This is a genomic window from Halobacteriovorax marinus SJ (genome assembly GCF_000210915.2).
GTDB classification, from domain to species: Bacteria; Bdellovibrionota; Bacteriovoracia; order Bacteriovoracales; family Bacteriovoracaceae; genus Halobacteriovorax; species Halobacteriovorax marinus.
The window spans coordinates 3,212,787-3,238,219 of sequence record NC_016620.1 but is presented as its reverse complement, the minus strand read 5'-3'; the positions used below and the strand labels follow the sequence as shown (position 1 = coordinate 3,238,219).

Below are 25,433 nucleotides of genomic sequence, written 5' to 3'. Positions count from 1 at the left end.
AAACTTTTGCTAAATGTTGTTTTGACTTATTATAAACATATGTTGCTTGATTTTAGTGAAAAATTTAATTTCTTTGGTCTCAATGTTATTGTGCGAACTAATTGCTCTGAGACATTAGGGAAGATCGTTAAGGATTTTTCATACTTCAAATCTAGCTTTAATGAAGACGAAGTATTTTTATCTATTGAGGTCTCAAAATCCTCACCTCCTTTAGAAGAGCTACCTAAGATAAAGCCAACTTTTAAAAGAAAGTATTCTACAACCTATGATGTTGGAAGAGTTCGGTATAATGATTACTCAAAGAAAGCACTGACCATTTTTGACTATGGAAGTGAATCTGCAAAGATCTTCACTTTGGATGCAGATTTACTACACGAATTAACTTATCTGATAATTCTCTCAAGAATTGGTAAAGAGATGGATTTGATGGGATTGCACCGAATTCATGCAATGGGCTTTCAGCTAGATGAGAAGAATATTCTCTTCATGATGGAGATGGGGGGTGGTAAGAGTACACTGCTTTCCAACCTATTAAACTATAGTGATGTAAAGCTGATCTCTGACGATACTCCTATTGTCGATAAGGATGGCCTAGTGCACCCGTTTCCAAATAGGCTGGGAGCATATCCAGGTATCCTTAAGAAAATTAAAAATAGAGAAGAGAATATCTATTCAATCAGAAGGCAAGAGTTCGGTCAGAAAGATTTGATTTGTCTCGATGGAATTGAAAATGAAGTAGCGAAAACGATAGGCTCTAAATCTCAAACTCTTATTCAGGGTAAGAGAAGTGGGGGAAGAGTAAATCTCTCTAAAGCTAATATTTTTCAAAAGTATTACTATCTTAGTATTCATTTACTTATAGGAATTGGGCTTCCAATGATTTTTGAGTACTTTTGGGAAAAAGGTATTGTGGACTTTTTTGTAAAGACAAAAATAGCCATATTAAGAATGAGAGCAGTGTTTAAAGTTTTGTGGAAAAGTGATTTTTATATTTTTGAAATGAGTGAGCAACCAGAGCAGAATGCCAAGTTTCTCTATGATTATTTTAAAGAAAAGTAAGGCGTGTAGGCCTTACTTTTTTCCAGCTTGGATTCTTTTTAAGATTCTAGCTTTTTTCTTAGCTTGACCTTTTCTTTGCTTCATTTTTGTTACTGTTCTTTTTCTACCCATTCCCATGAGATATCCTTTTGCTACGTGTTAAGTTAATTTAAGTTTTCCCATACTAAGAAAAATGACCCACTCTGACAAGGAAAAATTCAATCCTGTCGTATGCGGGGTTGCTGTGCATCAATGGCAATATTATTTGCTTTTATGGGGATTTTAGTCACTTAGGTGTTGTCAATAAAAAGGGCCAAGTGGTACATTTTATTATTGTATTTTTTTATTTAAAAAGGATTTTACGACTATGGCCGTCAAGGGAAAGACAGCGAAGAAAACCTCAAAGTCATCGACTTCAAAAAAGAAGACTAAGGTTACTAAGAAAAAGGCTGCTAAGACTTCTTCAAAAAAGGCTTCTAAGAAAAAATCTTCAGCAAAGTCTTCAGCGCAGAGTTCTGTCACTGCAAAGTTAAAGAAAACAAAGAAAGCAAGCACACTGAAAGTTAAATCAACTCCTAGTAGTGAGTTGGCTGCATCAGTAGACCCATATTCACTTGTTAGATTATCAACTAAGAGACAGGTTAATTCTGTTGAAGAAAAGAAAGCTCGTCTTAGAGCGAGAAGAATTCACTGGAATAAAGAGAAGGAAAAAATCGCGATTGATATGCTCGAAAGGTATACTGGTCACGACATTAAAGACTTCCAACAACAGATAATTTTAACGAACTTTCACTATTATATTGAGAGATTCAACGTACTTTTAGACGATGCTATTTACACGAAGGGTTCAGCCTTTAAAGCATCTTCTTCAAAGAAAGCACAAGTTACGATTATTGAATTCGGAGTAGGTTCTGCAATGGCCGCATTGATTGGGGAACTCGTTTCTGTCGTCAATCCAAAGGCCGTTTTATTTCTAGGACTGGCCGGTTCAGTACATCCTTCATTGAAGGTTGGAGACTTCGTTCTTCCTATTGCTTCAATTAGAGCAGAAGGTGTTTCGGATCACTTCTTACCACCTCAAGTTCCAGCGCTTCCAACTTTCAAAGTTCAGAAGTTTGTTTCTCAAATTTTAGTCGAGCATGGGCATGACTATAGAACGGGAACAATTCACTCTACAGATTTTAGGTTTTGGGAATTTGATGACAGGTTCAAGCAAAACCTAATTGAAGAGAGAGTACTTGCTGTTGAAATGGAGACAGCTGCTCTGTTTACAGCTTGTTTTGTAAGTAAGGTTAATATTGGAGCACTTCTTTTAATCTCAGATTGCCCTATGAAGAAAGGTGGAATCAAAACAAAGAGCTCTGCTAAAGAAGTATTTAAAAAGTATACAGATATTCACATCGAACTCGGAATTGAGGCCATGGCCGATATTGCTGAGAGAGGTGAGAAAGTTAGACATTATAATTGGTAATAAAAGCATAATAAGGACTTCATAATGTTCAAGAAATTTTTAGATTGGTTTTCAAATGATTTAGCGATTGACCTAGGGACAGCGAATTGTCTCGTGTACGCTAAAGATAGAGGAATTATTGTCAATGAACCTTCTGTTGTAGCGGTTCATCAGGGAATGAAAGGTGTTAATAAGGTTTTGGCCGTAGGTAAAGAAGCAAAAGAAATGCTTGGGCGTACACCTGGAAGTATCAAGGCAATTAGACCAATGAGAGACGGAGTCATTTCTGACTTTGAAGTTACTCAAGCAATGTTAAAGTACTTTATTCAAAAGTCTTTAGCTGGATCAAAGCTCATTAAGCCAAGAATTATTATCTGTATTCCATTTGGTATCACGCAAGTAGAGAAGAGAGCTGTTAAAGAATCTGCCGAGCAAGCAGGAGCAAGAGAAGTTTACTTGATCGAAGAGCCAATGGCCGCAGCTATTGGAGCAGGACTACCAATTACTGAACCATCAGGAAATATGATTGTTGATATCGGTGGTGGTACGACTGAGGTTGCTGTTATTTCACTTGGTGGAATTGTTTACTCTCAATCAGTAAGAGTGGCCGGTGATAAGTTTGATGAAGCGATTACATCTTATATCAAAAAGAAATATTCTCTACTTGTTGGAGAGAGAACTGCTGAAGCAATTAAAATGTCTATTGGAAACGCATATCCTTTTGATGACGAAGTTAAGACATACGAAGTAAAAGGACGTGATTTAATTGCAGGTGCTCCTAAGATTATTGAAGTAACTTCAGATGAAATTAGAGATGCTCTTGCCGATCCAATTGCAGAGGTCGTAGAAGCTATCAAGGTATCACTTGAAAAGACTCCACCTGAACTTGCAGCGGATATTGTTGATAATGGAATTATTCTTGCCGGTGGTGGATCTCTACTAGCAAACTTAGATGTTCTGATTAAAGAGAAGACAGGTCTTCCTGTTTCTTTAGCAGAAGATCCTCTTACTTGTGTTGTTAGAGGATGTGGTAAGGCCCTTGAATCAATTCACTTATTGAGACAAGTTGCAACACTTTCATAAACTATAACTAACGAGGTGGCTTTCATGGCGGAAAGCTCTAAAGAAAAGTTCACAGGATTGAACGTAAAAGAAATCTCATCTAAGGTCTCTAGCTTTATAAATGGCGAGAGACCTATTAGAGTTTGGAGCAAGGGTGAAGAACCTGTTCTTGCTTTTGTAAAAGGGTATGAAAATCAGACTCTATCTCTTGAAATATCTAACCCTATAATTGAAACGCACTCTCTAACAGAGAGAGTCTTCGTTAACTTTTCATATAATAGTGTGGACTACTTCGCAAAGGGTGATCTCCTAAGTGACGAAAATGGATCTATTCGTATTGAATTAGGAGAAGAAGTCTTTAAGAGTGAAAAAAGAGCGAATGAGAGACTTCTCACTTTTCCACATCATCAAGTCTATGCATATTTCAAAGTTTATTCTGATGAAAATAATAGCAATATCATTTCTCTGAATAAATTTAACGAAGCACCTAGTGGGGCCATTGATACTTTTGTTTCTGAAAGATTGAAGAGTATCGTTGGTGATGATGAGGCCATAGCTGAATTGATGGGATTTAGAATTCTAGATATTTCCAATAATGGTCTTTCATTTTGTGCAAATAATAGAGAAACAGGTTACTTTGTAAGCTTGGAAGAACATAGTGAAGTCGAATTCACTCTGATGTTTGAAGAGAAGGCCTATTCTCTTAAGTGTGAAGATATAGTGTACATCGTTGATTACGTAAATTCACGCGCCTCTAAAGTACCGATGAAGAAAATTGGAGTTCATTTTCAAGAAAATGAAGACTTCAAAAATCATCTTTCTACATTTATGGACTCTTCTGGAGTTTATAGAGAAGTTGATAAAAATATAGAATCATTTTTAGCGGATTAAAATATGAGGAAATTACTTCTTTTAACAAGTCTTATGTTTATAAGCTCTTGTGCTTATTTTAAAAGTATTGGAGTTTCTGACATCTTTACAAGCTCATCTGAGGTTCGATCTGGAAATACGGACAAGGTTAAAAAAGTATTCCAACTCTCAGACAAGGCCGGAAAATTTGTTGTCGAGAGAGAAAAGGGTTTCAACAAAAGTAAGAACCAATTTATTGTGAAGAAATCAGTTAAGGTCTCTGGTGAATCTAAAGAGCTAGAAAAGTTAATTGTCATCTCAAAGTTAGGAACTCTCAAAAAGTCTCTTACAGTATTAAGGCCAGAGATTTCTGAATACTCCGTTTGGTTTGAAGGCAAGAAGTATGTCTCTAGAATGGAAGTTAATCCAAATACTAAGTCGATGGAAGTTAAGCTAACTTCTCCTGAAAGACAGTGGCAAGGAAAGAGGGTTTTCTCTTTCCCGAACTCCACTGGAATCTTTTGTTATTTTTCTCAAATTACAGAGTGTGCTCGAGCGACAGGCTTTATAGATAAAGCAATTAAAAGAGATAGTGGTTCAATGAAAGTTGTCATTATTTGGGAAGGTTATCCTTATTTTCAAGAACAATATCTCAATATTCCAAATGCAGTATTTACTGAGGGAACATTTGAGTATGATGGGAAAAATTCAAGAGGCGAGAGAAGGTTTACCTTAAAAGTAGGGGATCAGGCTATTTTCTATTTCTTGGATGATAATAGAGAGTTAATGAAAAAGTTCTGGGTCTCCCAAGGACTATCAATGGTGGAGTTGGAATAATGGAAGAGTCGGTTAGAAAGTTCGCATATTCTCTTTTCACAATTTTTGTCGCAGTAACTGCGATTTTCATCGTTTTAAGAGCAACTCCAGGTGATCCTGTTGAGAAAGTTCTGGGTGCGGAGGCAAAGCCTGAAGAGATTGTTAAATATAGAAAGCAACTAGGTTTAGATCAGCCAATCTTAATTCAGTATAAGAATTACTTAGTAGGTGTTGTTACTGGAGATATGGGTGAGAGTCTTTTTAAAAAAAGAGAAGTAAAAGATCTAATTAGTAAGCATATGGGCCCTACTATTGTATTAGCATTTATTTCTGTAGGGCTGGCTATGTGTTTAGGAACAATGCTAGGAGTATGGGCAGGGTTTAAGCGATCCGGACTCTTTGATAACTTTTCAAGAATTATTTCACTACTATTTTTATCTTTTCCCATCTTCTCTCTTGCTCCAATTCTTGTTTATATTTTCTCTGTAAAACTTGGCGTCCTACCAGTATCAGAGTGGGGAGGACTAAAGCATTCGATATTGCCAATCATTACTTTGGTCATTCCTTTGAGTGCAGTTCTTATGAGAGTATCTCGTAATAAGCTCTTAGAAGAAGGTGGTGAGCCTTGGGTTCAAGTACTTAAGTCTAAGGGTCTTAATGAATTTCAAATATTAAAACGCTTAACTAGAGTGTGTTTACCTACAATTTTAAATGTTGTTGCAATCCAATTATCAGTTGTTCTTGCAGGAACAATGATTACAGAAACTATTTTTGATATTCCAGGAATGGGAATGCTTCTATTTGAGGGGATTCAAAATAGAGATTACCCTGTCGTTCAAGGGGTAATTATTTATTCTACAATTATTTATATGGCAGTTTACTTCGTTGTCGATTTTTGTAACGCAAGAATTGATCCAAGGATACAGGCTTAATTATGTCAAAGAAGTTAAATAAAGAAATCAAAATAGGTGGAGCTCTTTTAAGTTCATATTTAATTTGGGCCATAGCCTGGCTAGTTTATAGTCTTATGATTAAAGGCTCATTTCTAAGTCCTTACTTCCCAGAAACAGATATGACTAAGGAATTACTTTATCCTGGAGTAGAGGGATTTCTATTGGGAACAGATATCTATGGTCGCTCTGTTGTTGAGATTCTCTCTGCGGGATTGGCCTATAGTCTTGGGGTATCAACTCTCGTGAGCTTAACATCTGCAACTATTGGTATCATTATTGGTTACCTTTCAATCACAGGAAATAACTTTGTAAAAGTTACGAGTGATTTAGTGATAAACCTTATTTTTATTTTCCCAAGTATATTAATTGCAATAATGGTGATGTCTGTCACAGGACAATCATTTTGGGGATTAGTCTTTGCTTTAGTAATTACTGGATGGCCTGGTTATGCAAGAATTGCACGTGGTGAGACGATGAGAGTGATGAACTTAACTTATGTTGAAAGCGCTAGAGCAATAGGGGTAACAGAGATTAGACTCTTCTTAAAAGTTATTGTTCCATCAATACTTCCGCTAATGATGGTTCATATCGTTCTTGGAGTGAGTGGGGTCATCATTAGTGAGGCAGCACTTGGCTTTCTTGGTCTTGGTGGATCTGAATTCTCATGGGGAGCAATGCTCTCAATTGCAAAGACAGTTTTATTAGAGGCTCCATATATGGTTATTACTCTTTCTATTGTAATGGCCGGATTAATAATAGGTTTAAATCTATTGGGAGATGGTTTAAGAGATTATTTAGACCCAAGAAAATCTTTTTAAGTGAATAAGTTTACTGATTCCAACTAATTTTGATTTGGGATATGATAGAAATATTCAAGGTGGAATTATGAGTATGTTAGGACAATTGATCATTACAGGAATATCGGGAACATCGCTTCTAGATGAAGAGAGAGAGTTCTTAGAGAAAGAAAATATTGGTGGAGTCATCTTATTTTCAAATAATTATGAATCACCTGCTCAGTTAGCCGAGTTAGTTAATCAGATACAAACGACTCGTAAAGAGTATCCGTTATTTGTATGTGTAGATAATGAGGGGGGGAGAGTATTTAGATTTAAGACAGGATTTACAAAGTTTCCTCCAATGATGGAGCTTGGTAGTCTTAATTCCCCCAAAACAGTTTTTGAGTGTAGTCAGATTATGGCAAAGGAATTGAAAGCTTGTGGAGTGAATTTAAATCTCGCACCTGTTTGCGATATTGTTAATAACGAGCAAAACAAAGTGATTGGAGATAGAGCATTTGGCAAGGATGCTGAGACTGTCTCTAAATACATTTCATCCGTTATCCGAGGTCTACAAACAAGTGATATTTTATCATGTGCTAAGCACTTTCCTGGACATGGTTGTACTACAAAAGATTCACATTTCGATCTACCAATTATTAAAAAGCCGTTAGATGAGCTTAGGAATGAAGAGTTTCTTCCTTTCATTAAGGCCATCAAGTCAAGAGTTGAATTTCTTATGATGGCGCACGTGATAGTAGAAGATATTAATCCAGATCTTCCAACTTCACTTTGCCCAGAGGCTTATCAAATTCTTCGTGATGAACTTAGATATACAAAATTGATCATCTCTGATGATATGCAAATGAAGGCCATTGCAGATAGATACTCTTATGAGGAAGCGGCCGTCATGGCAATTAATGCTGGTGCAGATATTGTAGAGTATAAAGACATGGAGTTTGCGCGTAAGGCTCTAGATGGACTTAAAAAGGCTCAAAAGAATCAAGAGTTGAAGAATGAGACAATTGTTGATCGCTATAATCGAGTAAAAAGCTGTAAGGAGAGAAATCTAAAAGAATATTCTCCAATCTATATTCCAGAGCTAAGTAAGGTTGTTGGAACTAAAGCTTCAATTGAATACGTAGAAGAAGTTAAAGCAAAAATCGAAGAATTAAATTCTTAATTCATTTACTCCACTATTTTAAATAGGATGCTTTTTTTGCCTGTCAGCATCCTATTTACATCCTTTTGATATTCTATACTTAGATGAAAAAATGGGGATATCATATCATTTTACTTGTACTCACAATATTGACGCTATTTGCGCCAGCGGACACGCTTGCCCAAAGCGGACGTTATGAAAATTTAACCTCTAGAGAGTTAGTCGCTCTCCTCAATGAAGAGTGTGAGCGTGGACAGATGGCCAATTGCTATGAAGCAGGTCAGATGTATATGAGTGCTGAGAGTGAAGCCTCTAAAGCAAAAGGTAGAAAGCTCGTTCAAAAGGCCTGTAAGGGCGGGCATGAGAATGCTTGTGAATTTTTGAAAGGCGGACTGGCAAGAGATACTGGATCAGACCTTCTCTTCTATTCTTCAATTGGACTTATTGGCCTAGCTGTTTATCTTGTCACAATAATGATGTTTCAAGATGAAGAGGAATTTAAAGCTTCAGAGAAACTAGAAGATGGGGATAAGAAGAGCTCTCCGACTGAAAACTATGGAATCGTTCTTCGATACTCAAAACCTTTCTTTAAGAGGTATGTGACCCCCATAGTCTCCTCCATGAAGAATAAGAAGAAAATAAAGGAAAAGTATAAAAGGAAACTTGCATCAGCTGGACTAACTGATGTTCTTACTCCTGAAGATTTCTTTTCATTTAAAATATTTCTAATTGTTGGGTTTCCAATTGTTTTCTTTGGAATAAGAGTTTTCCTAGAAGAGGAGTGGCCACTGACTTTAATTCCAATTATTGGTGCAGTGGGATTTGTTTATCCTGATATTTGGATTAAAGGGCGAATCGAAATGAGGCAAAAAGAAGTTATTATGGCGATGCCTTTTTGTGTAGATATGTTGGCCTTGTCAGTAGAAGCGGGATTAGACTTTGTTGCAGCAATGACAAAAGTTGTGGAAAAGGCAAAGAAGACAGCTCTGTCTGAAGAGTTTGAAACAATGATTAAAGAAATTCGAATTGGTGCGAGTCGAGCTGAAGCTCTTAGAAATCTAGCATGGAGAATTGATTTAATTCAAATTTCTTCTTTTTGTGCAACCTTAATTGCAGCAGACTCTGTAGGGGCATCAATTGGTCCTATTTTAAAAGCCCTTTCGATGGAAATTAGACAAAAGAAATCATCAGAAGTTGAAAAAGCTGGGGCGACTGCAGCAACAAAGATACTTTTTCCAATGCTTTTCTTAATTGTTCCTGCGGTATTTATCGTTGTTGCCGCTCCTATTGTTCTTGAATTAGTAGTAGGGAAGAAGTAGTGGCCAGTATCGTAAAATTTAAAGATGAAGTGATTAGCGAAAAACTAAAGGTAGCAGATAGCTTTCTTTCAAGATTGATAGGGCTAATGTTTAAAAAAGAAATGGAGGGCTTTGATGCTCTTCTTATAAAGCAATGCAACTCTATTCATACATTCTTTATGAGGTATGCCTTAGATATTATTTTTTTGGATAAAGATTTAAGGGTGGTGAAAGTAATAGAGAATATGAAGCCTTGGAGAGCAACTCTAATGTATTTTAAGGCGACACAAGTCTTAGAGCTTAAGAGTGGAACTTTGAAAAATAGAATTAAAAAAGATGATCAATTGGAAGTGGTATGTATAAGTTAGTTGTTGTTGGAGGAAAACTTAGAGGACAAGAGTTTGAACTTCACGATGGAGAGAATACTTTAGGTAGAAGTGAAGATTGTGATATTCACTTTCCTGTAAATGGTGTTTCCAAGAAACATATGGCCGTAACGGTTACCAAAGATGCAGCTTACTTACAAGATTTGGGAAGCTCTAATGGAACTTTCTTAAATGGTAAGATTATCAAAAGAGCGACTGTAAAAAATGGCGATAAGGTCGCATTGCCAGATTCAATTCTACAAGTTGTCTATGTAGAAGAAAAAAAGATTATTATTAAAAAGAGGGCGCAAGAAGAAGACGAAGACGATGATATTGACTTCATGAGCGATACACCTCCTGCGCCAGAGAGCTTACCTGCAAAGGTCATTTGGGCATTTAAATATAAATTAATGCCTGTCTTTCACGGTATTAATGAAGAGTATGAGTGGAGAGTTTTATTTGGGATTCTCTTGGCCGTACTTAGTGTGATTACAATTACTCTAACAATCTTTCCAGTTATTCAAAGTAGTAAGAGAACTCTACTGCTTGAAACAGCAGAAAGGGGTGCTCACTACGCTGAGGAGATTGCTCGTACCAATGCCAGAGCACTTGAGGCTAAAAATCTTGATCAGCTAAATACTGCGTTTATGAATAATATCAAAGACGTTACAAGTTACGATTTATTTGAGCTTGACGGTCGTATTGTTCGTCCTCTTGTAAGGATGAATAGTTACATTACAGATACACACTCAATTAAAGTAAAAGAGTGGGCGCAGAAAACGAGAACAGAAGAAAATATTTATAAGAAGAGATTAGACGGTGGTGAAATTGGAATTGGTAAGAAGATCATGGCCTTTAACCCTAAGACGGGAACAACTGAGCCGGTAGGTGTTATTGCAATTCGATTTAGTCCAAAGTCCCTTGCTGTTGAAGCACAAGAAAGTACTAAGGCATACTTAGAAGCTTTAATGACATCATTTCTCGTTGCAATTGTCTTCTTCTCGATTGTTTACTATTTAACGATCAAGCCTCTCGATGAGATGAAGTATCAAATCGAGGAAGCACTAAGAGGGAAGAGACGTAACTTAGAAAGTAGATTTCTATTTAGTGAGATGAATTCATTGAGGTCGTCGGTTAACTCTATACTACAACGAAATAGAGAGTTGCAGAATGAGGAGATGGACTCCGAATTTGCTGAAATGGAAAGTGACGAAGGCTATGTAAATACATTGAAGGAGTTTATGCGTGGAGCAGGTGTACCTGTTGTTGTCTTAGACTCTGAAAAAAGTGTGCAGGCCGTGAGCACTGATGCAGAAGATATTACAGGTATCAGAGAATCAAGCTCTCAAGGAATGAGTATATCAGACGTATCAAGAGAGAAAGGATTTGCAGGAACTATTATCGAATTATGTGATAATTCTGCAAATAATGGGGGAACTAATCAAGAGGGTGAGTATGAACTTCAAGGTAACTCCTATGAAATTCATGTTTCAAGCTTATTAGGAAAGGATAATTTTGCAAAGGCATACTATATAACTTTTATTAGATCATGAGAAACCAGAACGTAAGACTAACTAGAGATTTAAAAAAGCCAGAGGCAGCAGGTACTCATTATAGAGTATTGTGTATGACTGGGAAAAATAAAGGTCTTGTCTATTATCTCAAGTCTAAGAGGCTCGTCTTAGGAAGAGCCGATACTGTAGATATTCAAGTTTTGGATACAAAGTCATCTCGTGAACACGCTGAACTCACTCGCTTTGGCGATTCATATATCGTGACAGACCTTGGGTCTCAAAATGGTATTATTGTTAATGATTTAAAAGTAAGTCAGCATCAGTTAGTAGATGGGGACAAAATAATAATTGGGCAGACTGTTTTTAAGTTCAATATCATAGTTGTTGAGAATGAACTAGCCGTTCTAGATGATGAAGAAGAAGATGATGATGAATACGAAGATGACGATGATGATGAAGAAGAGGTAAAAAAGCCAAAAGGAAAGAAGGCCAAAGATGAAGCTGCGGCCAAAAAGAAGAAGATGATCTATGGAATTGTTGGAATAGCACTTCTCTTTTTATTCTTAGATGATGGCGGAGAAGAGAAAAAAGCTCCTGTTAAGAAGGCTCCTGTTATTGAGAAGGAGGACAAGTCCTTAGCTAGTGATCTCAAAAAGAGAAACCAAAACTATGATAAGGAAACAGAAGAGAAAATTGGAACAATTCTTCATAGAGGGTTTCGAGAGCTTAGGGAGAAGAATTATATTCGTGCAATTGAAGAATTTAGTTTGGCCCTTATTTTAAGTCCGAACCACGGTAGGGCGAGTGCCTATTTGGAGAAATCTAAAATGCTCCTAGATGAAGAGGTAAAGAGCCAATTTAATAAGGCAAAAAGAGAGATCGATTCTTTAAAATTTAAGAAAGCAGTAAGGATTTACTGTTCTATATTAAGATATTTACAAGAGAGACCTGAGGATGAGCGCTATAAGAGAGCTCAGAAAGAAATTGATATAATTGTTGAAGAGCAGGGATTGAGGGCAGATGAAGTTAAATGTTTCTAAAGGAAATATATCTGTAGGTGAGTTTGACTTAACAAGTGAGCTCACGATGGCAGGACAAGGATTAAGCTTCCTTATTGGACGCTCTGAGGAGTGTCATGTCTGCTTAGATGATAAGATGGTCTCAAGAGAACATGCCCAGTTAAACTTCAATGGAGAAACATGGTCAATCAAACAACTCTCTGAGTTTGGTAAGGTCTATGTTAATGGTACAGACGTTTCAGATATTCAGATCAACAATGGAGATATGATCAATATTGGTCCTTTCTCAGTAATTTGTTTTATAATGCCAACAACAAAAGCACCAGTTGTTGAAGAGCCAGTCGTTGAAGAAGTGAAAGAATCATTTACTGAGACTGTCGCCATTGCTCCCTCGGAAGTCGCTGCCAAAAAAGATACTGAAGAGCAATCTGATGATCTTGAGTCATTAGACTCTCTCGATGCGAATGAAGATGCACAAGTACTAGATGAGGAAGATGGAGATGGAGGTGAGTCATCTTCAATTGGTGAGACGACTTCTTTTTTCTCTGGAGAGAATAACGACGTTGAATTTCCAGATGACAATGATGGTACAGAGACATTCGGTGACGGTGCCATGGACTCCGAGGGTGACTATGGAGATGAAGAATACGGCGAAGATGGCTATGATGAGTATGGCCTAGATGATGACTATGAAGAGGATGATAAGACTCAGGTTCTTCAGTCATTTGCTTCTTTCTTCTTAGAGCTATTTGGTGAGAATGCACCATACGATAAATATAATGTTGAAGATCAAGAAGTCATTATCGGTAGAGACCCTGCCAAATGTCAGATTGTATTAAATGATCCAGAGGTTTCTTCAACTCACGCAAAATTAAAGAAGAATAATATCACCTGTATTCTAGAAGATATGCAGTCTGGTAATGGAACCCTTTTAAATGGTGAAAGGGTCAATCAAGCCGTTTTAACTAATAATGATGAATTTATAATTGGTTCTACAACATTTACTTTTAGAGTAGGTTCTGACTTCTTAGATAAAGAGAAAGATAGGTTAATGCCTGTTGAAGAGAATCAAATAGTAGAGGTGGAAGAAGTCGTTGAAGTCGCAGCTGATTATGAAGGCGATGATGATGTTGTTGAACTCGATGGAGATGGTTTCGGCGCTCCAGTAGACACTACCCCAAAGTCATTATTTTCAAAAGAAGCTCTTAAAGATCCAGCTCAGAGAAAGAAGCTTATTTATATCGTAGTAGGACTTTTATTGGCGCTTGTGTTTCTAACCGATGACCCTGTGCCTGAAGAAAGTGAAAAGAATAAGAAGAAGAATGAGCAACTGGCAAATCAACCTAAGAAAGCGCTTAATAAGCCTAAGATTGAGTTGAAGCCGGAGCAAAAAGAATTTGTAGAGTCTCAATATCTTCTTGCGCAGGATTTACTTGCTAGTGGAAAGTATGAGCAAACACTTATTGAAATAGAGAGATTGCGTCAGGTCATTCCTGAATATAAAAATTCAAATCAGATTTATAATAATGCTAAAGAAGGTTTAGCTCGTATTGAAGAGGCCGAGAAAAAGAAGAGAGAAGAGATAAGAAGAGCGGAATTAAAAGTAAAGATCGCTCAACTTCTAGAGAAGGCTAAGGAAGCAGTTAAGAATAGACAAGAGACTTATGCTAGATCTCTATTTCAGGAAATTCTAAGTTTAGATCCTGAAAATTATGACGTCCCTCAACTTAAGCTAGAGCTTGATGAATGGAGAAAAGAGCAAGACCGCATCTCTGTTGAAAAGGCTCAGAGAGAAGCAGAAAGAAAGAGACAAGAGACCGAGCTTGAACCAGGGAAATCATTTTACCTTAAAGGTGAATGGCATAGTGCCATTTTGAAATTAGAGATTTTCTTACGTCTCCAAGGAATGGATGATGACTTAGTTAAAGAGGCAACTCAAATGCTTAACGAGTCCAAAGAGAATTTGAATAATATTGTAGGCCCTCTTCTAGGTAAAGCTAGATCATTGAATGAAGGGCAAGACCTTAAGGGTGCTTACGAAACTTATAATAAAATTTTAGAATTTGATCCTACACATAAAGAAGCTTTAAATGAGATGGATCAAATTCGCGATAGACTTACACTTCGTTCTAAAAGAGTCTTTAGAGAGGCGATCATCGCTGAGTCTCTAAGTCTCTTTAATGAAGCAAAAGAAAAATTTCAAGAAGTTCAGCAAATATCGCCAATGGATAGTGAGTATTATCTTAAAGCAACTGAGAAATTAAAGGATTATTTGGAGTAATTATGGTGAAGTTAAGAAGCTACTCTGTTTATACAAATCAAGGGCCATACTTACAAATTAATGAAGATGATGCAGTTGTAGATTTAAAGAATAAACTCTTCTTAATCTTTGATGGTTTTGGAGGCTCAAATATAGGTGATGCAGCAGTTGCTAAAATTAAAGATACGATATTGAAGTTTTATACAAAAATTGGTGGAGACCCAGACTCAACATTTCCTTTTTATTATAGCCATAAATATTTAATTGAGGGCAACGCCCTTGTGAACTCAATGCATTTGGCCCACTCCATGATTAAAAATGATAATCAGGAAAAAGGACTGTCAAATAGAGGTGGAGCTTCTTGTATAGCTGCAACTTTGGCAGATAGTATTTTAACAATGTCCTCAACAGGTAATTGTAGTGCCTTTCTCTTTAGGAGAGGAAAGCTTGATAATATAGTAAGGCCAGATTCTCTAGAGTCTTTAAGTGAAGATAATTATGATACTCAATTTAGAACAACTCCTATGAGTGGTTTTGGACTTTTTGATGATTTACATTTGAACGTAAAAGAATTCAAAGTCATGTCTGGTGATCTATTTATCTTTATGACTGACGGAGTATATTCAAGAGTTACTCACAAAGAGATTAAGCATACTATTGAGAGACAAGACTTAGATGATAATGGGAAAATTAAAGAACTGACTAAGCTCTCAAATCAAAGAGGAAACCTAGATAATCAGTCGACTATTTTTCTCCAGTTTTAGCCATTGTATTAATAATCAGTTGCTTACCGGACGAAATTGAGTGACAATATCTATATGGCAGAAAAAATATTAGTCGCTGACGACAGTCTTACAATTCAAAAAGTTATAGCAATCACTCTTTCTAATACAGATTATGAATTAGTTGAGTGTCTCAATGAGAGTGATCTTATTAAGAAAGTGGAGTCATCAGAGTTTGATTTAATCCTACTGGACTTTAATCTATCTGAATCTCTTTCAGGTTATGATCTCGCGAAGAAAATTAAAGGAATTTCAAGTAATAGTGAAATCCTAGCAATGCTTGGAACTTTTGATTCGATTGATGATTATCAATTATCAGACTCAGGTATTGGCGATAAAATTGTAAAGCCATTTGAGAGTGAAAAGTTTATTCAGAAGTGTCGCATGCTCCTAGATAATAGAGGAGATCTTGCAGACATTAATCTAGATGAAGAAGAATCATCATATAATGAAGAAATTCAAGATGAAGTTGAAGAAGATATTATTGGAGATGATTGGGTAGTTGATTCACCTAAACCATCTGACAATTCTAGTGCAACACTTTCTAAATCTGATCAAGAGCCAGAGGAACTAGTGTTTGATGAAGCACAGGCCGAAGATGCTCTCAGTGAAGAGATGAAAGGTTGGGGAATTGAAGTTCCTAATGTAATTGGTGCAGAAAATAAATTTGGGGTATTCCCTCCTAAGATAGAAGCTCAAGAGTCTTCTGCAGAAGAAGTTGAATCTGAATCAAGTCTACCTTCTGATGAAGATATGGATTACCCAGATTCAGACTCAAGTATATCTGCTAGTGAAATTGATGATGTCGAAGTTGAAGAAGATCTTGATGCAACTGATCCTTCATTTCAAATGCCACAAGAATTTCAATCACAAAACGTACAAGAACATGCTTCACTAGAAGATGAAATAGATAAGGAAGACTTCTGGGCCGTAGATGAAGAGTCTGCTCAAGTGGAAGAGGAGCTTTCTGAGAATGAAAACTCTTTTGACACAGCAACTTCAGCAAATATCGAAGATTTAGACGATATTGCAGAAGAAGAAGTTGATCAAATCTTTGCCGACTTAGAAAGTGAGATAGACTCTGAGAAAGAGAGTTACTCTGTTGATGCAATCAATCCTTCTCAACTTGAAAATGATAGATCACCTGCAATTGACTTAAATATAGATACAGATGAAATTGTAGCTCAAGTAAAAGACGCAATCACTCCTGCTCTTGAAGAGTTAGTTCAAAAGTTTTGTAGAGAGAAGATTGAACAAGTTGCTTGGGAAGTCATACCTGATTTAGCAGAGAATTTAATTAAGAAAGAAATTAAAGATATCACAAGTACACTTAAGCACTAATCAAGATATAGTGATCCTGTATAGACGCTTTTAATAGCACCCTCTTTTTCTAAGAGGGCTTCCCCATTCTTTCCAATTCCAATAAATAGTCCCTGATCTCTACGTTGATCATCAATAATCGTTACAGATTTATTTTGATGAATACAATATGAACTCCACTCTTTTGAAAAGTCGTTAGTTGAAGTTCGATTATCCAGAATGAATTGATAGAGTTCCTTAGAAGTTTTAATTAGCTTTTCTTTCGTTAAACTATCTTCGTGTATATACCCTCTTCCAAATTTATATTCTTTTGAAGGTTTTATTTCGTCACTTGTTCCATAGTTTAATCCTAGTCCAACTAAGATATGATCTTTATATGTTTGACACAGAATACCGGCACTCTTTAGACCTTTTGAGTTTAGTATGTCGTTAGGCCATTTTAACTTTAGTTGAGCACCTTGAAAGTATCTACAGATTAAAACTCCGAGTTCAAGGGAAGTTAAAGTGATGACGGGATGTGGCCTTAAACTAAAGCTCATAGCAATTGAGTTAGGAGTTGATTCCCACTTATTTGTTCCTCTTCCTCTTCCTAGAGTTTGTTTCTCACTAGTTATAAGAATATTTTCTACTTCATCTTTAGAAGCTAAAATTTCTTTCAAAGTGATTTGTGTTGATTCGCAAATTTCTAAGTGGTGATGCTCAATCTTTTCATTCATATTAAAATGACCTTCTTTTCAATTCTCTATTATTTAGGTAAAAATAATATGTAATCATTATAAAGGGGTTAGTAACATGTCAATTATCGAAAGATCTCAGCCTAGAGATATTAAATTTACAGCGGGAATTAACCCTTATGCAGCAGGAAGTGTTATTGCAGAATTTGGAAACACTAAGGTTCATATTACTGCAACAGTTGAAGAAAGTGTTCCAAGGTTCTTAAAGGATAAAGGACAAGGTTGGATTACAGCTGAGTACTCTATGCTTCCGTCTTCAACTCATACTAGAAATAGAAGAGAAAGAAGTAAGGTCAGTGGGAGAACACAAGAGATTCAACGACTCATTGGAAGAAGCTTAAGGGCCATTATTGATCTTGAAAAGCTAGGTGAGAGAAGTATCCAAATTGATTGTGATGTCTTAGTTGCTGATGGTGGAACTCGTACAACATCTATTTCAGGGGCGTATGTTGCACTTGAGATGGCAGTCGAGAAATTACTAGAGTCTGGTCTTATTGAAGAAACACCAATAAAGGAGCCTTTAGCGGCACTTAGTGTTGGAATAAATTCTGCAGGTAAAGTTATTGCTGACCTTAATTATGATGAGGATTCAACTTGTGAAACAGATATGAATATCGTTATGACTAAATCTGGAAAATTTATTGAAGTTCAGGGAACAGCAGAAGGTGAAGCATTTTCAAGAGATGAACTCAATGCGATCCTAGAGTGTGCTACGGAAGCAATTCAATCTGTTTTTAAAGAGCAAGAAAAGGTTTTATCTTAATGAAATTTATATTGGCTTCGGGAAATGCTCATAAGGCGCAAGAGTTTGCAGAGTTATTTGATACTTCAATCATTGAAGTAAGTGCTGCGGCTGAAAAGTTAGAGGTCGAAGAAAACGGCACAACCTATAATGAGAATGCTTTTCTAAAAGCGAAAGCCTATTATGATAAGTTTCAAGTTCCAGTATTAGCAGATGATTCAGGCTTAAATGTGCAGGCATTGCCAGAAGAGCTAGGTATTTATTCAGCTAGGTTTGGTGGTCCAGGTCTTGATGATAAAGATCGAGCAATGCTTTTACTGGATAAAATGAAAGATATTGAGAATAGAGCAGCTCACTTTACTTGTGTTCTTTGTTTTTACTTAAACCCTCAAGAAATTTTCTTTTTTGAGGGAAGACTCAATGGCCTTATTGGAGAAAATTACATTGGTGATCATGGCTTTGGATATGACCCTGTATTCCATGGTTTAGGTGAGTTTGAGTCTAAGACTGTGGCCCAGGTGCCTGAGTGGAAGAATGAAAACTCTCACAGAGCGAACGCTTGTAAAATGGCCGAGAAATTTTTCAAGGAAAGGATTGCCAAATAGTGTAATAGGCCTTATAAAAATCTCTCATAAAAAAGAATCAGTCGGAGTGTAGCGCAGGGGTAGCGCACCTGCTTTGGGAGCAGGGGGTCGTAGGTTCAAATCCTATCACTCCGACCATTTTTTGTGCGATATTTTTTGCACTATTTAAATGCACTAATTTCAAGTTAGTGCCAAGACCTCATTACCATAGAGTCACTCTGATCTTGGCTAGTTGAATTTATTTTCTACTTAATCTTTCACGTTGCTTTACTTCTTTAAAAAATTCAATAAATGCCCTTAGTGCCGGCGAAATTTGAGTCTTATGAGGATAGTAGAGATAGAAGCCGGTACTTTGACATTTATATTTATTCAAGACAATTTCTAAGCGTCCTGCCTTTAGGTCTTCTTCAACACAACCTTTTTCTGTGTAAACGATACCTTGCCCTATAAGTGCCGCTTGTCTGATGTTTTCAGAGTTATTTAAAATGAGATTGCCATGAATCTTAACGTTGAATTCTTTGCCTTTTTCTTCAAACTCCCATTTGTCATATATGCCGGAGCCAGAACCAAATCTTAAGGTAATACAGTTATGTTCAAGAAGATCTTTCGGATGCATAGGTCTTCCAAATTCTTTAAAATAGTTAGGGGATGCAACTGTAACAAAATCTATTGGCCCAAATAATTTAAAAGCAATTAAATCTTTTGCGATGATGTCGTCTGCTCTAATGCCTGCATCAAAACCGCGCTCAAAGATATTTGTAGCTTGATCATCTGAAAAAATCTCTAATTGTATTTCTGGATATTTAATTAGAAATTTTTTAATGAAGTCTTTGAGGTAGTGTTGATAAAAGATAACGGGCGTATTTATTCGCAAAGGCCCAGATGGCTTTTCACCATAGGTTTTAATGAAGTCTTGGGCCTTCAGAATTTGCTCCATTGCAGGAGATACTTGTTCCAAGAAGATTGCTCCGGCATTAGTTAGCCTAACAGATCGAGTTGTTCTCGTTAACAAGGTGACGCCCATGCTTTCTTCAAGCTGGGCAATAATACGACTTATTGCTGGTGTTGAAATATTAAGTAATTCAGCTGCGGCTTTAAAGCTTTGGTTCTCAGCGACTAATTTTAAGGCGATGAGCCCATCAAATCTATTCTTGTCCATTATTGCGTCCTCGTTAATGATTCATTGTCCATTGTGCCATTTATCGAAACTGTAATCTAGTCTAAAATAATACTTGTTTGGAGGTCGAAATGATTAAGACTAATTCTATTGCAGCTTTAAAACCAAAGGCACCTTTAGAGCGATACACATTTGAACGTAGGGATCCGAAGACTAAGGATGTGGTGATTGATATCAAGTATTGCGGTATTTGCCACTCAGATATCCATATGACTAGAGATGAATGGGGAATGGGCTCTCCATTTCCTATGGTTCCAGGGCATGAGATCGCAGGCATTGTGATTCAAGTTGGATCAGGTGTGACAAAGTATAAAGTTGGAGATCGAGTAGGAGTTGGCTGCATGGTCGATTCATGCAGAGAATGCTCTCACTGCAAAGCCGACCTTGAAAATTATTGTGTCGATGGAAACACAATGACTTATGGTTCTATTGAAAGAGATGGATCAGGAGTCACTCAAGGAGGCTACTCTGACAGAATCGTAGTCAATGAAGATTTCGTTTTAAAAATTCCTGATAATTTACCGCTTGATAAAGCAGCACCTCTTTTATGTGCGGGAATCACAACATATTCACCTTTAAGACATTGGAATGCTGGGCCAGGTAAAAAAGTTGCGGTCATGGGCCTAGGGGGCCTTGGGCATATGGCTGTTAAACTAGCAAAAGCGATGGGTGCAGATGTCACAGTTCTTAGTAGATCAGAGTCAAAGCGCAAAGATGCAAAACATTTAGGCGCAGATGATTTTATCATAACAGCAGAAGAAGGAGCATTAGAGAAAAATGCTCTTCGCTTTGATCTTATTATCAATACAATTGCTGTGTCTGATATTGATATGTCTAGCTACTTTTCTCTTCTAAAGTTAGATGGAGCTCTTGTGTCTGTTGGAGCGCCAGAGAAGCCATTAAGTATCCACCCTTTTTCTCTAATTCTCATGCGAAGAACTTATGCAGGATCAGGGATTGGTGGAATTAAGGAAACTCAAGAGATGCTAAAATTTTGTGGAGAGCACAACATCACTCCAGAGATTGAAGTAATTGCTGCTCAAAAAGTAAACGAAGCTTATGAACGTGTATTAACAAGTGATGTCCGTTATCGATTTGTAATTGATATGGCAACGCTATAGGAGGTTAGGAATATGAAAACAATACTAAGAAGATTGTTACTTGGTTCAACTCTGCTTGGAGTTGTTGCTTGTTCAAGTGCAGGAGGAGGCAAATTGAAACTAACAAATGAATGGGATAAGACTTTTGCCAAAAGTGATAAAGTAGAACATAGGAAAGTAACTTTTAAAAACAGATATGGAATCACTCTTGTTGGAGATTTATACATTCCAAAGGACGTTGATGGCAAAAAACTATCAGCTCTTGCTGTTGGTGGTCCCTTTGGAGCAGTCAAAGAGCAGGCATCAGGCCTCTATGCACAAACAATGGCAGAACGTGGATTCATCACGCTTGCCTTCGATCCTTCTTACACTGGCGAAAGCAGTGGAGAGCTACGCAATGTCACTTCGCCTGACATCAGTACCGAAGATTTTAGTGCAGCTGTAGATTTTCTTGGTCTGCAATCTTTCGTTGATCGAAGCCGAATTGGCGTTATCGGAATTTGTGGTTGGGGTGGGATGGCCCTAAGTGCAGCGGCCGTCGATAAGCGTATTAAAGCGGTTGTATCGAGTACGATGTACGATATGTCGCGAGTTATGTCTAAAGGCTACAACGACAGCGTGACACTCGAACAGCGCACGAAAACATTAGAGCAACTGGGCCAGCAGCGCTGGAAAGATGCAGAAACGGGAACTCCAGCTTACCAACCCCCTTACAATGAACTGAAAGGTGGCGAAGCACAGTTCTTAGTGGACTATCACAACTATTACATGTCTGCTCAGCGTGGATATCATAAGCGTTCGGTCAATTCTGGTAATGCTTGGACACAGACTACGTCCTTATCTTTCATGAATTTTCCGTTATTGACTTACATTAAGGAAATCTCTCCAAGACCGGCTCTTTTTATTCACGGTGAAAAAGCTCACTCTCGCTACTTTAGCGAAACTGCTTATGCAGCCGCTGCCGAGCCTAAAGAGCTGGTGATTGTGAAAGGTGCTAGTCACGTCGATCTATATGATCAAGTGGACAAGATTCCTTTTGATAAAATTACAACTTTCTTCAAAACAAATTTGAAATAATCGTAAAGTTTTAAAGCTAAAACCCTGAGGCATCTGCTTTAGGGTTAAAGTATAACGGGGCATAAATGAATAGAGTTAAGAATATATCAATATTAACTAGTTTAATTATATTTGTATTTATTATTTATCTTTTAAGCTATGCCTTTTTATCCTTAGGCTCAAATCCAAATCAAGAAGACCGTGAGCGATTCGCAAGTTCTGATCATTTTGATACTTCCACGGAAAATTTTATAAATAGAGACCAGGAAGCTTTAGAAAAAATGAATGAAAGGATGGCAAAAAGAAAGAATGAAGCAGGAGCATGGATTAGTTTTTTCTTTGGCAACGAAAATCAACGAAAACCATTAGACAGACTTCCAGTTTTAAAACCAAATTTAGGTGAGTTTTTAAAACCATCCGACAAGCTAAAGGTTATATGGTTTGGACACTCTTCCTTTTTAATAAATATCAGTGGTAAAACGATTCTAGTCGACCCTATTGTATCGGAGTTTGCTTCTCCTTTTTTTTTCATTGTAAGAAGATTTCAATCCTCGCCGCTAAGTTTAGAAGAATTGCCTAGGATCGATTACGTCCTAATTTCTCATGACCATTATGATCATTTGGATATGCCAACTATAAAGTTCTTTCGGGACAAAGATACAAAGTTCATGGTCCCCCTTGGTGTTGGAGCACATCTTGAGGGGTGGGGAATTGAAAAATCAAGTATTAATGAATTCGATTGGTGGGATAAGCTAGAGTTTGATGATATCGAGTTTGTGGCCACTCCTGCTCAACATTTTTCTGGTCGTTCATTTAGTAATAAGAACTCAACTTTGTGGGCCGGTTGGATAATTAAAAATGTGAAGAAGAGAATATTCTTTAGCGGTGATTCTGGGTACGACATTCATTTTAAAGAAATCGGTGAAAAATATGGACCATTTGATATCGCATTCTTTGATAATGGCCAATATAACAAAAACTGGGAGGAAGTCCACCTTTTGCCGGAGCAAGGGGTTGAAGCTTTTTACGATCTCAAGGCGAAGATATTCTTTCCTGTACATTGGGGCGCTTTTACTTTGTCGACACATTCATGGTTTGAACCGGCACAAAAAATTTATGATTATTCAGTAGAAAGAAATTTTCCGATCATTATGCCCAATATTGGTGAAATTGTAGAGGTGAGTGAAGATTATAGGACAAAAAGATGGTGGATGAAGTTTCAATAAAAAATAAAAACTCATGGGGAGGAATTTGGGCTTTGGCCTTTGGAGTTTCGTCAATTATGATTGGGGAGTTTTTACCAACTGGTCTTTTGACTCCAATTGCGAAAGATTTAAATATAACTGAAGGTGTTGCAGGACAAACTGTGACTGTAACTTCGATTTTCGCAGTTTTATCAAGTCTCTTTTGTGCATATCTAACGAGAAGTCTAAATAGAAGAAATGTTCTCATTGGCTTTTCATTACTCACATTTATTTCTAGTGTAATTGTTGGTTCATCAAGCAGCTTTTCAACAATTTTAGTCGGAAGAGTAATGCTAGGAGTTGCGCTCGGTGGATTCTGGTCTATGTCAACAGCAATTGCCATACGAATTGTAGAGGAAAAGAATGTAGCGAAGGCGCTTTCAATTATATTTGGGAGTGCTTCATTTTCGGCTATGCTTGCAGCACCTCTTGGTAGTTTTCTAGGTGAAATAATAGGATGGAGGAATGTTTTCTATTTAAATTCAGTGATTGGGATTCTTGGCGTTGGATGGATAATTTACAGTATGCCGCACTTAAAACCTCTTGGTGAAATTAGGCTTGGAACAATAATAAAGGTTTTTAATAAAGGCTCCGTTAGAAGTGGAATGATTGCAATAGGGCTTACTTTTTGTGGGCGTTTTGCAACTTTAACTTTTCTGCGTCCCTATCTTGAGCAAAAGATAAACTTAGAGGGGCACGACATATCAATCATGTTCCTTGTATTTGATTTAGCTTATTTTATCGGTAGTTTACAGGCAGCAAAACTCGTAAATAGGAGTCTCGGAGGGACAATGATTATTTCCCCAATACTTTTAGCTTTGACAAGCTTTTGCCTTACTCTTACCAGCAGCACGATTGCTATAACTGGAATATTGATTTTTCTCTTAGGTTTTTGCTTTGCTCCTATCCCTGTATCGTGGTCAAAATGGGGACCCAAAATAGCTCCTGAGAATACTGAAACAATTGGTGGTCTTTATGTCGCCGCGGTACAGACTTCAGCCGCAATAGGTTCCTTCTTTGGAGGAATTGTTTTCGATCGTTTAGGAGTAGATATCTTATTTGGCATGAGTGGGGTTTTATGGATTCTTGCATCCCTAGTGGTATATTATTTTGTTAAGACTCGTTTTGAGAAGGATATTGATTGTAAGAAATTAAATGAGTTAACTTGTTGAAAAGGAAAAACTTTTGAAAATATTTATTACTGGTTCAACAACAGGTTTAGGTGAATTAGCAGGGCTCGAACTTTTAAGGATGGGGCATGATGTAATCTTTCATGCGAGAAACTCTAAGTCTCAAATGAAGGACAATCTAACATACGTCATTGGTGATTTTTCTAAACTTGAAGAGATTAAGATGGTTGCTGAACAAGCTAATGAGTATGGCCCTTATGATGCAATAATACAAAATGCCGGAATATATAATGCAAGTCCAGATGATTTATTCATTGTTAATGTGCTTACCCCTTTTATATTAAGTTGTCTGATTCATAGGCCAAAAAGAATGATTTTTTTAAGCTCATCAATGCACTTAAATGGTCATGTTGACTTCAGTCGTTTGGATAAACTTAATTACTCTGACTCAAAACTTTACGCTACTATGCTTTCAAATTATTTTGCTAAGGAATGGTCAGACTGTTTTGTAAATGCTGTCGATCCGGGCTGGGTTCCAACTCGAATGGGAGGATCAGAAGCTACGGATGATTTAAAAATGGGAGTTGATACTCAAGTATGGTTAGCTACTTCTAGTGAAGCTTCTGCTCTAGTTTCAGGAAAATACTTTCATCACTTAGAACAAAGAGAGGCTAATGCAAGAGCCTGTTGCATAGAGAATCAAAGTAAGCTTGTTGATTTACTCAATCAACGTTTAAATCGTTAGTACCTTTTAAATACTTCTAACAACTCTTCTTACCTTTGCATTTTGAGGAGATTTAAAGCAATTTGTTGAGTACTTAAAATGAAGCTTATCTAGGTTTTACTAATTTCTTTGTAAAACTCTCAAGTGATGGAAGCCCTTTCTGCACCTTTGTGAGAGCTTCTTTTTTGATAGCCTTACTAGAGAAGTTTAAAACAGTCGTTCCTGTTACAGCCGTAAAGCCAATTGCAAGAATGATTTCGATAACTGCACGCATG

Annotated in this window: 25 protein-coding genes and 1 tRNA gene; 23 read left to right on the top strand and 3 right to left on the bottom strand. The window is 37.0% G+C overall.

The annotated features are described in order from the left end of the window. The first annotated feature begins 39 nt into the window (after positions 1 to 39). From BMS_RS15445 to BMS_RS15370, 15 genes are all read left to right on the top strand, one after another. On the top strand, positions 40 to 1,059 hold the full coding sequence (locus tag BMS_RS15445) for a hypothetical protein (RefSeq protein ID WP_044557715.1): 1,020 nt from the start codon (positions 40 to 42) through the stop codon (positions 1,057 to 1,059). 346 nt (positions 1,060 to 1,405) lie between these two features. Then, positions 1,406 to 2,509 carry an AMP nucleosidase gene (locus BMS_RS15440; protein ID WP_014245757.1) on the top strand — a complete coding sequence of 368 codons (1,104 nt, stop codon included), beginning with the start codon at positions 1,406 to 1,408 and terminating at the stop codon, positions 2,507 to 2,509. A gap of 24 nt (positions 2,510 to 2,533) precedes the next feature. Further along, a complete protein-coding gene (locus tag BMS_RS15435) occupies positions 2,534 to 3,571 on the top strand; it encodes a rod shape-determining protein (protein ID WP_014245756.1) in 1,038 nt (345 codons plus the stop codon). Positions 3,572 to 3,595: 24 nt separating this feature from the next. After that, complete coding sequence (locus BMS_RS15430; RefSeq protein ID WP_044557714.1) at positions 3,596 to 4,441, top strand: hypothetical protein; 846 nt, start codon at positions 3,596 to 3,598, stop codon at positions 4,439 to 4,441. Between the two features lie 3 nt (positions 4,442 to 4,444). Further along, positions 4,445 to 5,236 carry a hypothetical protein gene (locus BMS_RS15425; protein WP_014245754.1) on the top strand — a complete coding sequence of 264 codons (792 nt, stop codon included), beginning with the start codon at positions 4,445 to 4,447 and terminating at the stop codon, positions 5,234 to 5,236. After that, the gene (locus tag BMS_RS15420; protein ID WP_014245753.1) at positions 5,236 to 6,147 is read left to right on the top strand and encodes an ABC transporter permease; all 912 of its coding nucleotides are present in this window, start codon (positions 5,236 to 5,238) and stop codon (positions 6,145 to 6,147) included. Before BMS_RS15425 ends, BMS_RS15420 begins: the two co-directional genes overlap by 1 nt. Before the next feature lie 2 nt (positions 6,148 to 6,149). Continuing rightward, positions 6,150 to 6,986, top strand: a complete 837-nt coding sequence (locus BMS_RS15415; RefSeq protein WP_014245752.1) for an ABC transporter permease — start codon at positions 6,150 to 6,152, stop codon at positions 6,984 to 6,986. A 67-nt stretch (positions 6,987 to 7,053) separates the two neighbouring features. Continuing rightward, entirely contained in the window at positions 7,054 to 8,130 is a 1,077-nt protein-coding gene (gene nagZ, locus BMS_RS15410; RefSeq protein WP_052590730.1) for a beta-N-acetylhexosaminidase, read from the top strand. An 83-nt stretch (positions 8,131 to 8,213) separates the two neighbouring features. Next, positions 8,214 to 9,428 carry a type II secretion system F family protein gene (locus tag BMS_RS15405; RefSeq protein ID WP_014245750.1) on the top strand — a complete coding sequence of 405 codons (1,215 nt, stop codon included), beginning with the start codon at positions 8,214 to 8,216 and terminating at the stop codon, positions 9,426 to 9,428. After that, entirely contained in the window at positions 9,428 to 9,775 is a 348-nt protein-coding gene (locus BMS_RS15400) for a DUF192 domain-containing protein (protein WP_014245749.1), read from the top strand. The genes BMS_RS15405 and BMS_RS15400 overlap by 1 nt, the downstream gene beginning before the upstream one ends. Beyond that, positions 9,763 to 11,325, top strand: a complete 1,563-nt coding sequence (locus BMS_RS15395) for an FHA domain-containing protein (protein ID WP_014245748.1) — start codon at positions 9,763 to 9,765, stop codon at positions 11,323 to 11,325. Before BMS_RS15400 ends, BMS_RS15395 begins: the two co-directional genes overlap by 13 nt. Further along, complete coding sequence (locus BMS_RS17240; RefSeq protein WP_014245747.1) at positions 11,322 to 12,326, top strand: FHA domain-containing protein; 1,005 nt, start codon at positions 11,322 to 11,324, stop codon at positions 12,324 to 12,326. Before BMS_RS15395 ends, BMS_RS17240 begins: the two co-directional genes overlap by 4 nt. Then, positions 12,307 to 14,586 carry an FHA domain-containing protein gene (locus BMS_RS17235; protein ID WP_014245746.1) on the top strand — a complete coding sequence of 760 codons (2,280 nt, stop codon included), beginning with the start codon at positions 12,307 to 12,309 and terminating at the stop codon, positions 14,584 to 14,586. The genes BMS_RS17240 and BMS_RS17235 overlap by 20 nt, the downstream gene beginning before the upstream one ends. A gap of 2 nt (positions 14,587 to 14,588) precedes the next feature. Further along, positions 14,589 to 15,329: a PP2C family protein-serine/threonine phosphatase gene (locus tag BMS_RS15375; protein ID WP_014245745.1), complete on the top strand. Its 741-nt coding sequence runs from the start codon at positions 14,589 to 14,591 to the stop codon at positions 15,327 to 15,329. 54 nt (positions 15,330 to 15,383) lie between these two features. Beyond that, on the top strand, positions 15,384 to 16,688 hold the full coding sequence (locus tag BMS_RS15370) for a response regulator (protein WP_157868308.1): 1,305 nt from the start codon (positions 15,384 to 15,386) through the stop codon (positions 16,686 to 16,688). Here BMS_RS15370 and BMS_RS15365 read toward each other — a convergent pair. Then, the gene (locus BMS_RS15365; protein WP_014245743.1) at positions 16,685 to 17,383 is read right to left on the bottom strand and encodes a biotin--[acetyl-CoA-carboxylase] ligase; all 699 of its coding nucleotides are present in this window, start codon (positions 17,381 to 17,383) and stop codon (positions 16,685 to 16,687) included. The two genes, BMS_RS15370 and BMS_RS15365, sit on opposite strands and share 4 nt — an antisense overlap. A 76-nt stretch (positions 17,384 to 17,459) precedes the next feature. On the opposite strand from BMS_RS15365, the gene rph reads away from it, so the two are divergent. The 3 genes from rph to BMS_RS15350 all read left to right on the top strand — a co-directional run bounded on the left by rph (position 17,460) and on the right by BMS_RS15350 (position 18,865). Next, positions 17,460 to 18,164: a ribonuclease PH gene (gene rph / locus BMS_RS15360; protein WP_014245742.1), complete on the top strand. Its 705-nt coding sequence runs from the start codon at positions 17,460 to 17,462 to the stop codon at positions 18,162 to 18,164. Next, positions 18,164 to 18,748 (top strand): non-canonical purine NTP pyrophosphatase, encoded by a 585-nt coding sequence (locus BMS_RS15355; RefSeq protein WP_014245741.1) that lies wholly within the window; start codon positions 18,164 to 18,166, stop codon positions 18,746 to 18,748. The genes rph and BMS_RS15355 overlap by 1 nt, the downstream gene beginning before the upstream one ends. A gap of 42 nt (positions 18,749 to 18,790) precedes the next feature. Continuing rightward, positions 18,791 to 18,865, top strand: a tRNA-Pro gene (locus BMS_RS15350). Positions 18,866 to 18,965: 100 nt separating this feature from the next. Here BMS_RS15350 and BMS_RS15345 read toward each other — a convergent pair. Continuing rightward, entirely contained in the window at positions 18,966 to 19,886 is a 921-nt protein-coding gene (locus BMS_RS15345; RefSeq protein ID WP_014245740.1) for a LysR family transcriptional regulator, read from the bottom strand. 89 nt (positions 19,887 to 19,975) lie between these two features. On the opposite strand from BMS_RS15345, the gene BMS_RS15340 reads away from it, so the two are divergent. The 5 genes from BMS_RS15340 to BMS_RS15320 all read left to right on the top strand — a co-directional run bounded on the left by BMS_RS15340 (position 19,976) and on the right by BMS_RS15320 (position 25,179). Further along, on the top strand, positions 19,976 to 21,025 hold the full coding sequence (locus BMS_RS15340) for an NAD(P)-dependent alcohol dehydrogenase (protein ID WP_044557710.1): 1,050 nt from the start codon (positions 19,976 to 19,978) through the stop codon (positions 21,023 to 21,025). Positions 21,026 to 21,037: 12 nt separating this feature from the next. Then, entirely contained in the window at positions 21,038 to 22,081 is a 1,044-nt protein-coding gene (locus BMS_RS15335; protein ID WP_014245738.1) for an alpha/beta hydrolase, read from the top strand. 65 nt (positions 22,082 to 22,146) lie between these two features. Next, the gene (locus BMS_RS15330; protein WP_014245737.1) at positions 22,147 to 23,286 is read left to right on the top strand and encodes an MBL fold metallo-hydrolase; all 1,140 of its coding nucleotides are present in this window, start codon (positions 22,147 to 22,149) and stop codon (positions 23,284 to 23,286) included. After that, positions 23,265 to 24,476 (top strand): MFS transporter, encoded by a 1,212-nt coding sequence (locus tag BMS_RS15325; protein ID WP_014245736.1) that lies wholly within the window; start codon positions 23,265 to 23,267, stop codon positions 24,474 to 24,476. The genes BMS_RS15330 and BMS_RS15325 overlap by 22 nt, the downstream gene beginning before the upstream one ends. 13 nt (positions 24,477 to 24,489) lie before the next feature. Continuing rightward, complete coding sequence (locus BMS_RS15320; protein WP_014245735.1) at positions 24,490 to 25,179, top strand: SDR family NAD(P)-dependent oxidoreductase; 690 nt, start codon at positions 24,490 to 24,492, stop codon at positions 25,177 to 25,179. Between the two features lie 85 nt (positions 25,180 to 25,264). Here BMS_RS15320 and BMS_RS17700 read toward each other — a convergent pair whose 3' ends face one another. Further along, positions 25,265 to 25,432 (bottom strand): hypothetical protein, encoded by a 168-nt coding sequence (locus BMS_RS17700; protein WP_014245734.1) that lies wholly within the window; start codon positions 25,430 to 25,432, stop codon positions 25,265 to 25,267. Position 25,433: the final 1 nt, after the last annotated feature.

Coding starts and splice junctions, on each gene's coding strand:
- BMS_RS15335 (WP_014245738.1), top strand. CDS start 21,038: ATGAAAACAATACTAAGAAGATTGTTACTTGGTTCAACTCTGCTTGGA.
- BMS_RS15420 (WP_014245753.1), top strand. CDS start 5,236: ATGGAAGAGTCGGTTAGAAAGTTCGCATATTCTCTTTTCACAATTTTT.
- BMS_RS17235 (WP_014245746.1), top strand. CDS start 12,307: ATGAAGTTAAATGTTTCTAAAGGAAATATATCTGTAGGTGAGTTTGAC.
- BMS_RS15365 (WP_014245743.1), bottom strand. CDS start 17,383: ATGAATGAAAAGATTGAGCATCACCACTTAGAAATTTGCGAATCAACA.
- BMS_RS15430 (WP_044557714.1), top strand. CDS start 3,596: ATGGCGGAAAGCTCTAAAGAAAAGTTCACAGGATTGAACGTAAAAGAA.
- rph (WP_014245742.1), top strand. CDS start 17,460: ATGTCAATTATCGAAAGATCTCAGCCTAGAGATATTAAATTTACAGCG.
- BMS_RS15325 (WP_014245736.1), top strand. CDS start 23,265: ATGGTGGATGAAGTTTCAATAAAAAATAAAAACTCATGGGGAGGAATT.
- BMS_RS15440 (WP_014245757.1), top strand. CDS start 1,406: ATGGCCGTCAAGGGAAAGACAGCGAAGAAAACCTCAAAGTCATCGACT.
- BMS_RS15370 (WP_157868308.1), top strand. CDS start 15,384: ATGGCAGAAAAAATATTAGTCGCTGACGACAGTCTTACAATTCAAAAA.
- nagZ (WP_052590730.1), top strand. CDS start 7,054: ATGAGTATGTTAGGACAATTGATCATTACAGGAATATCGGGAACATCG.
- BMS_RS15425 (WP_014245754.1), top strand. CDS start 4,445: ATGAGGAAATTACTTCTTTTAACAAGTCTTATGTTTATAAGCTCTTGT.
- BMS_RS17240 (WP_014245747.1), top strand. CDS start 11,322: ATGAGAAACCAGAACGTAAGACTAACTAGAGATTTAAAAAAGCCAGAG.
- BMS_RS17700 (WP_014245734.1), bottom strand. CDS start 25,432: ATGCGTGCAGTTATCGAAATCATTCTTGCAATTGGCTTTACGGCTGTA.
- BMS_RS15435 (WP_014245756.1), top strand. CDS start 2,534: ATGTTCAAGAAATTTTTAGATTGGTTTTCAAATGATTTAGCGATTGAC.
- BMS_RS15405 (WP_014245750.1), top strand. CDS start 8,214: ATGAAAAAATGGGGATATCATATCATTTTACTTGTACTCACAATATTG.
- BMS_RS15445 (WP_044557715.1), top strand. CDS start 40: ATGTTGCTTGATTTTAGTGAAAAATTTAATTTCTTTGGTCTCAATGTT.
- BMS_RS15330 (WP_014245737.1), top strand. CDS start 22,147: ATGAATAGAGTTAAGAATATATCAATATTAACTAGTTTAATTATATTT.
- BMS_RS15340 (WP_044557710.1), top strand. CDS start 19,976: ATGATTAAGACTAATTCTATTGCAGCTTTAAAACCAAAGGCACCTTTA.
- BMS_RS15355 (WP_014245741.1), top strand. CDS start 18,164: ATGAAATTTATATTGGCTTCGGGAAATGCTCATAAGGCGCAAGAGTTT.
- BMS_RS15415 (WP_014245752.1), top strand. CDS start 6,150: ATGTCAAAGAAGTTAAATAAAGAAATCAAAATAGGTGGAGCTCTTTTA.
- BMS_RS15395 (WP_014245748.1), top strand. CDS start 9,763: ATGTATAAGTTAGTTGTTGTTGGAGGAAAACTTAGAGGACAAGAGTTT.
- BMS_RS15375 (WP_014245745.1), top strand. CDS start 14,589: ATGGTGAAGTTAAGAAGCTACTCTGTTTATACAAATCAAGGGCCATAC.
- BMS_RS15345 (WP_014245740.1), bottom strand. CDS start 19,886: ATGGACAAGAATAGATTTGATGGGCTCATCGCCTTAAAATTAGTCGCT.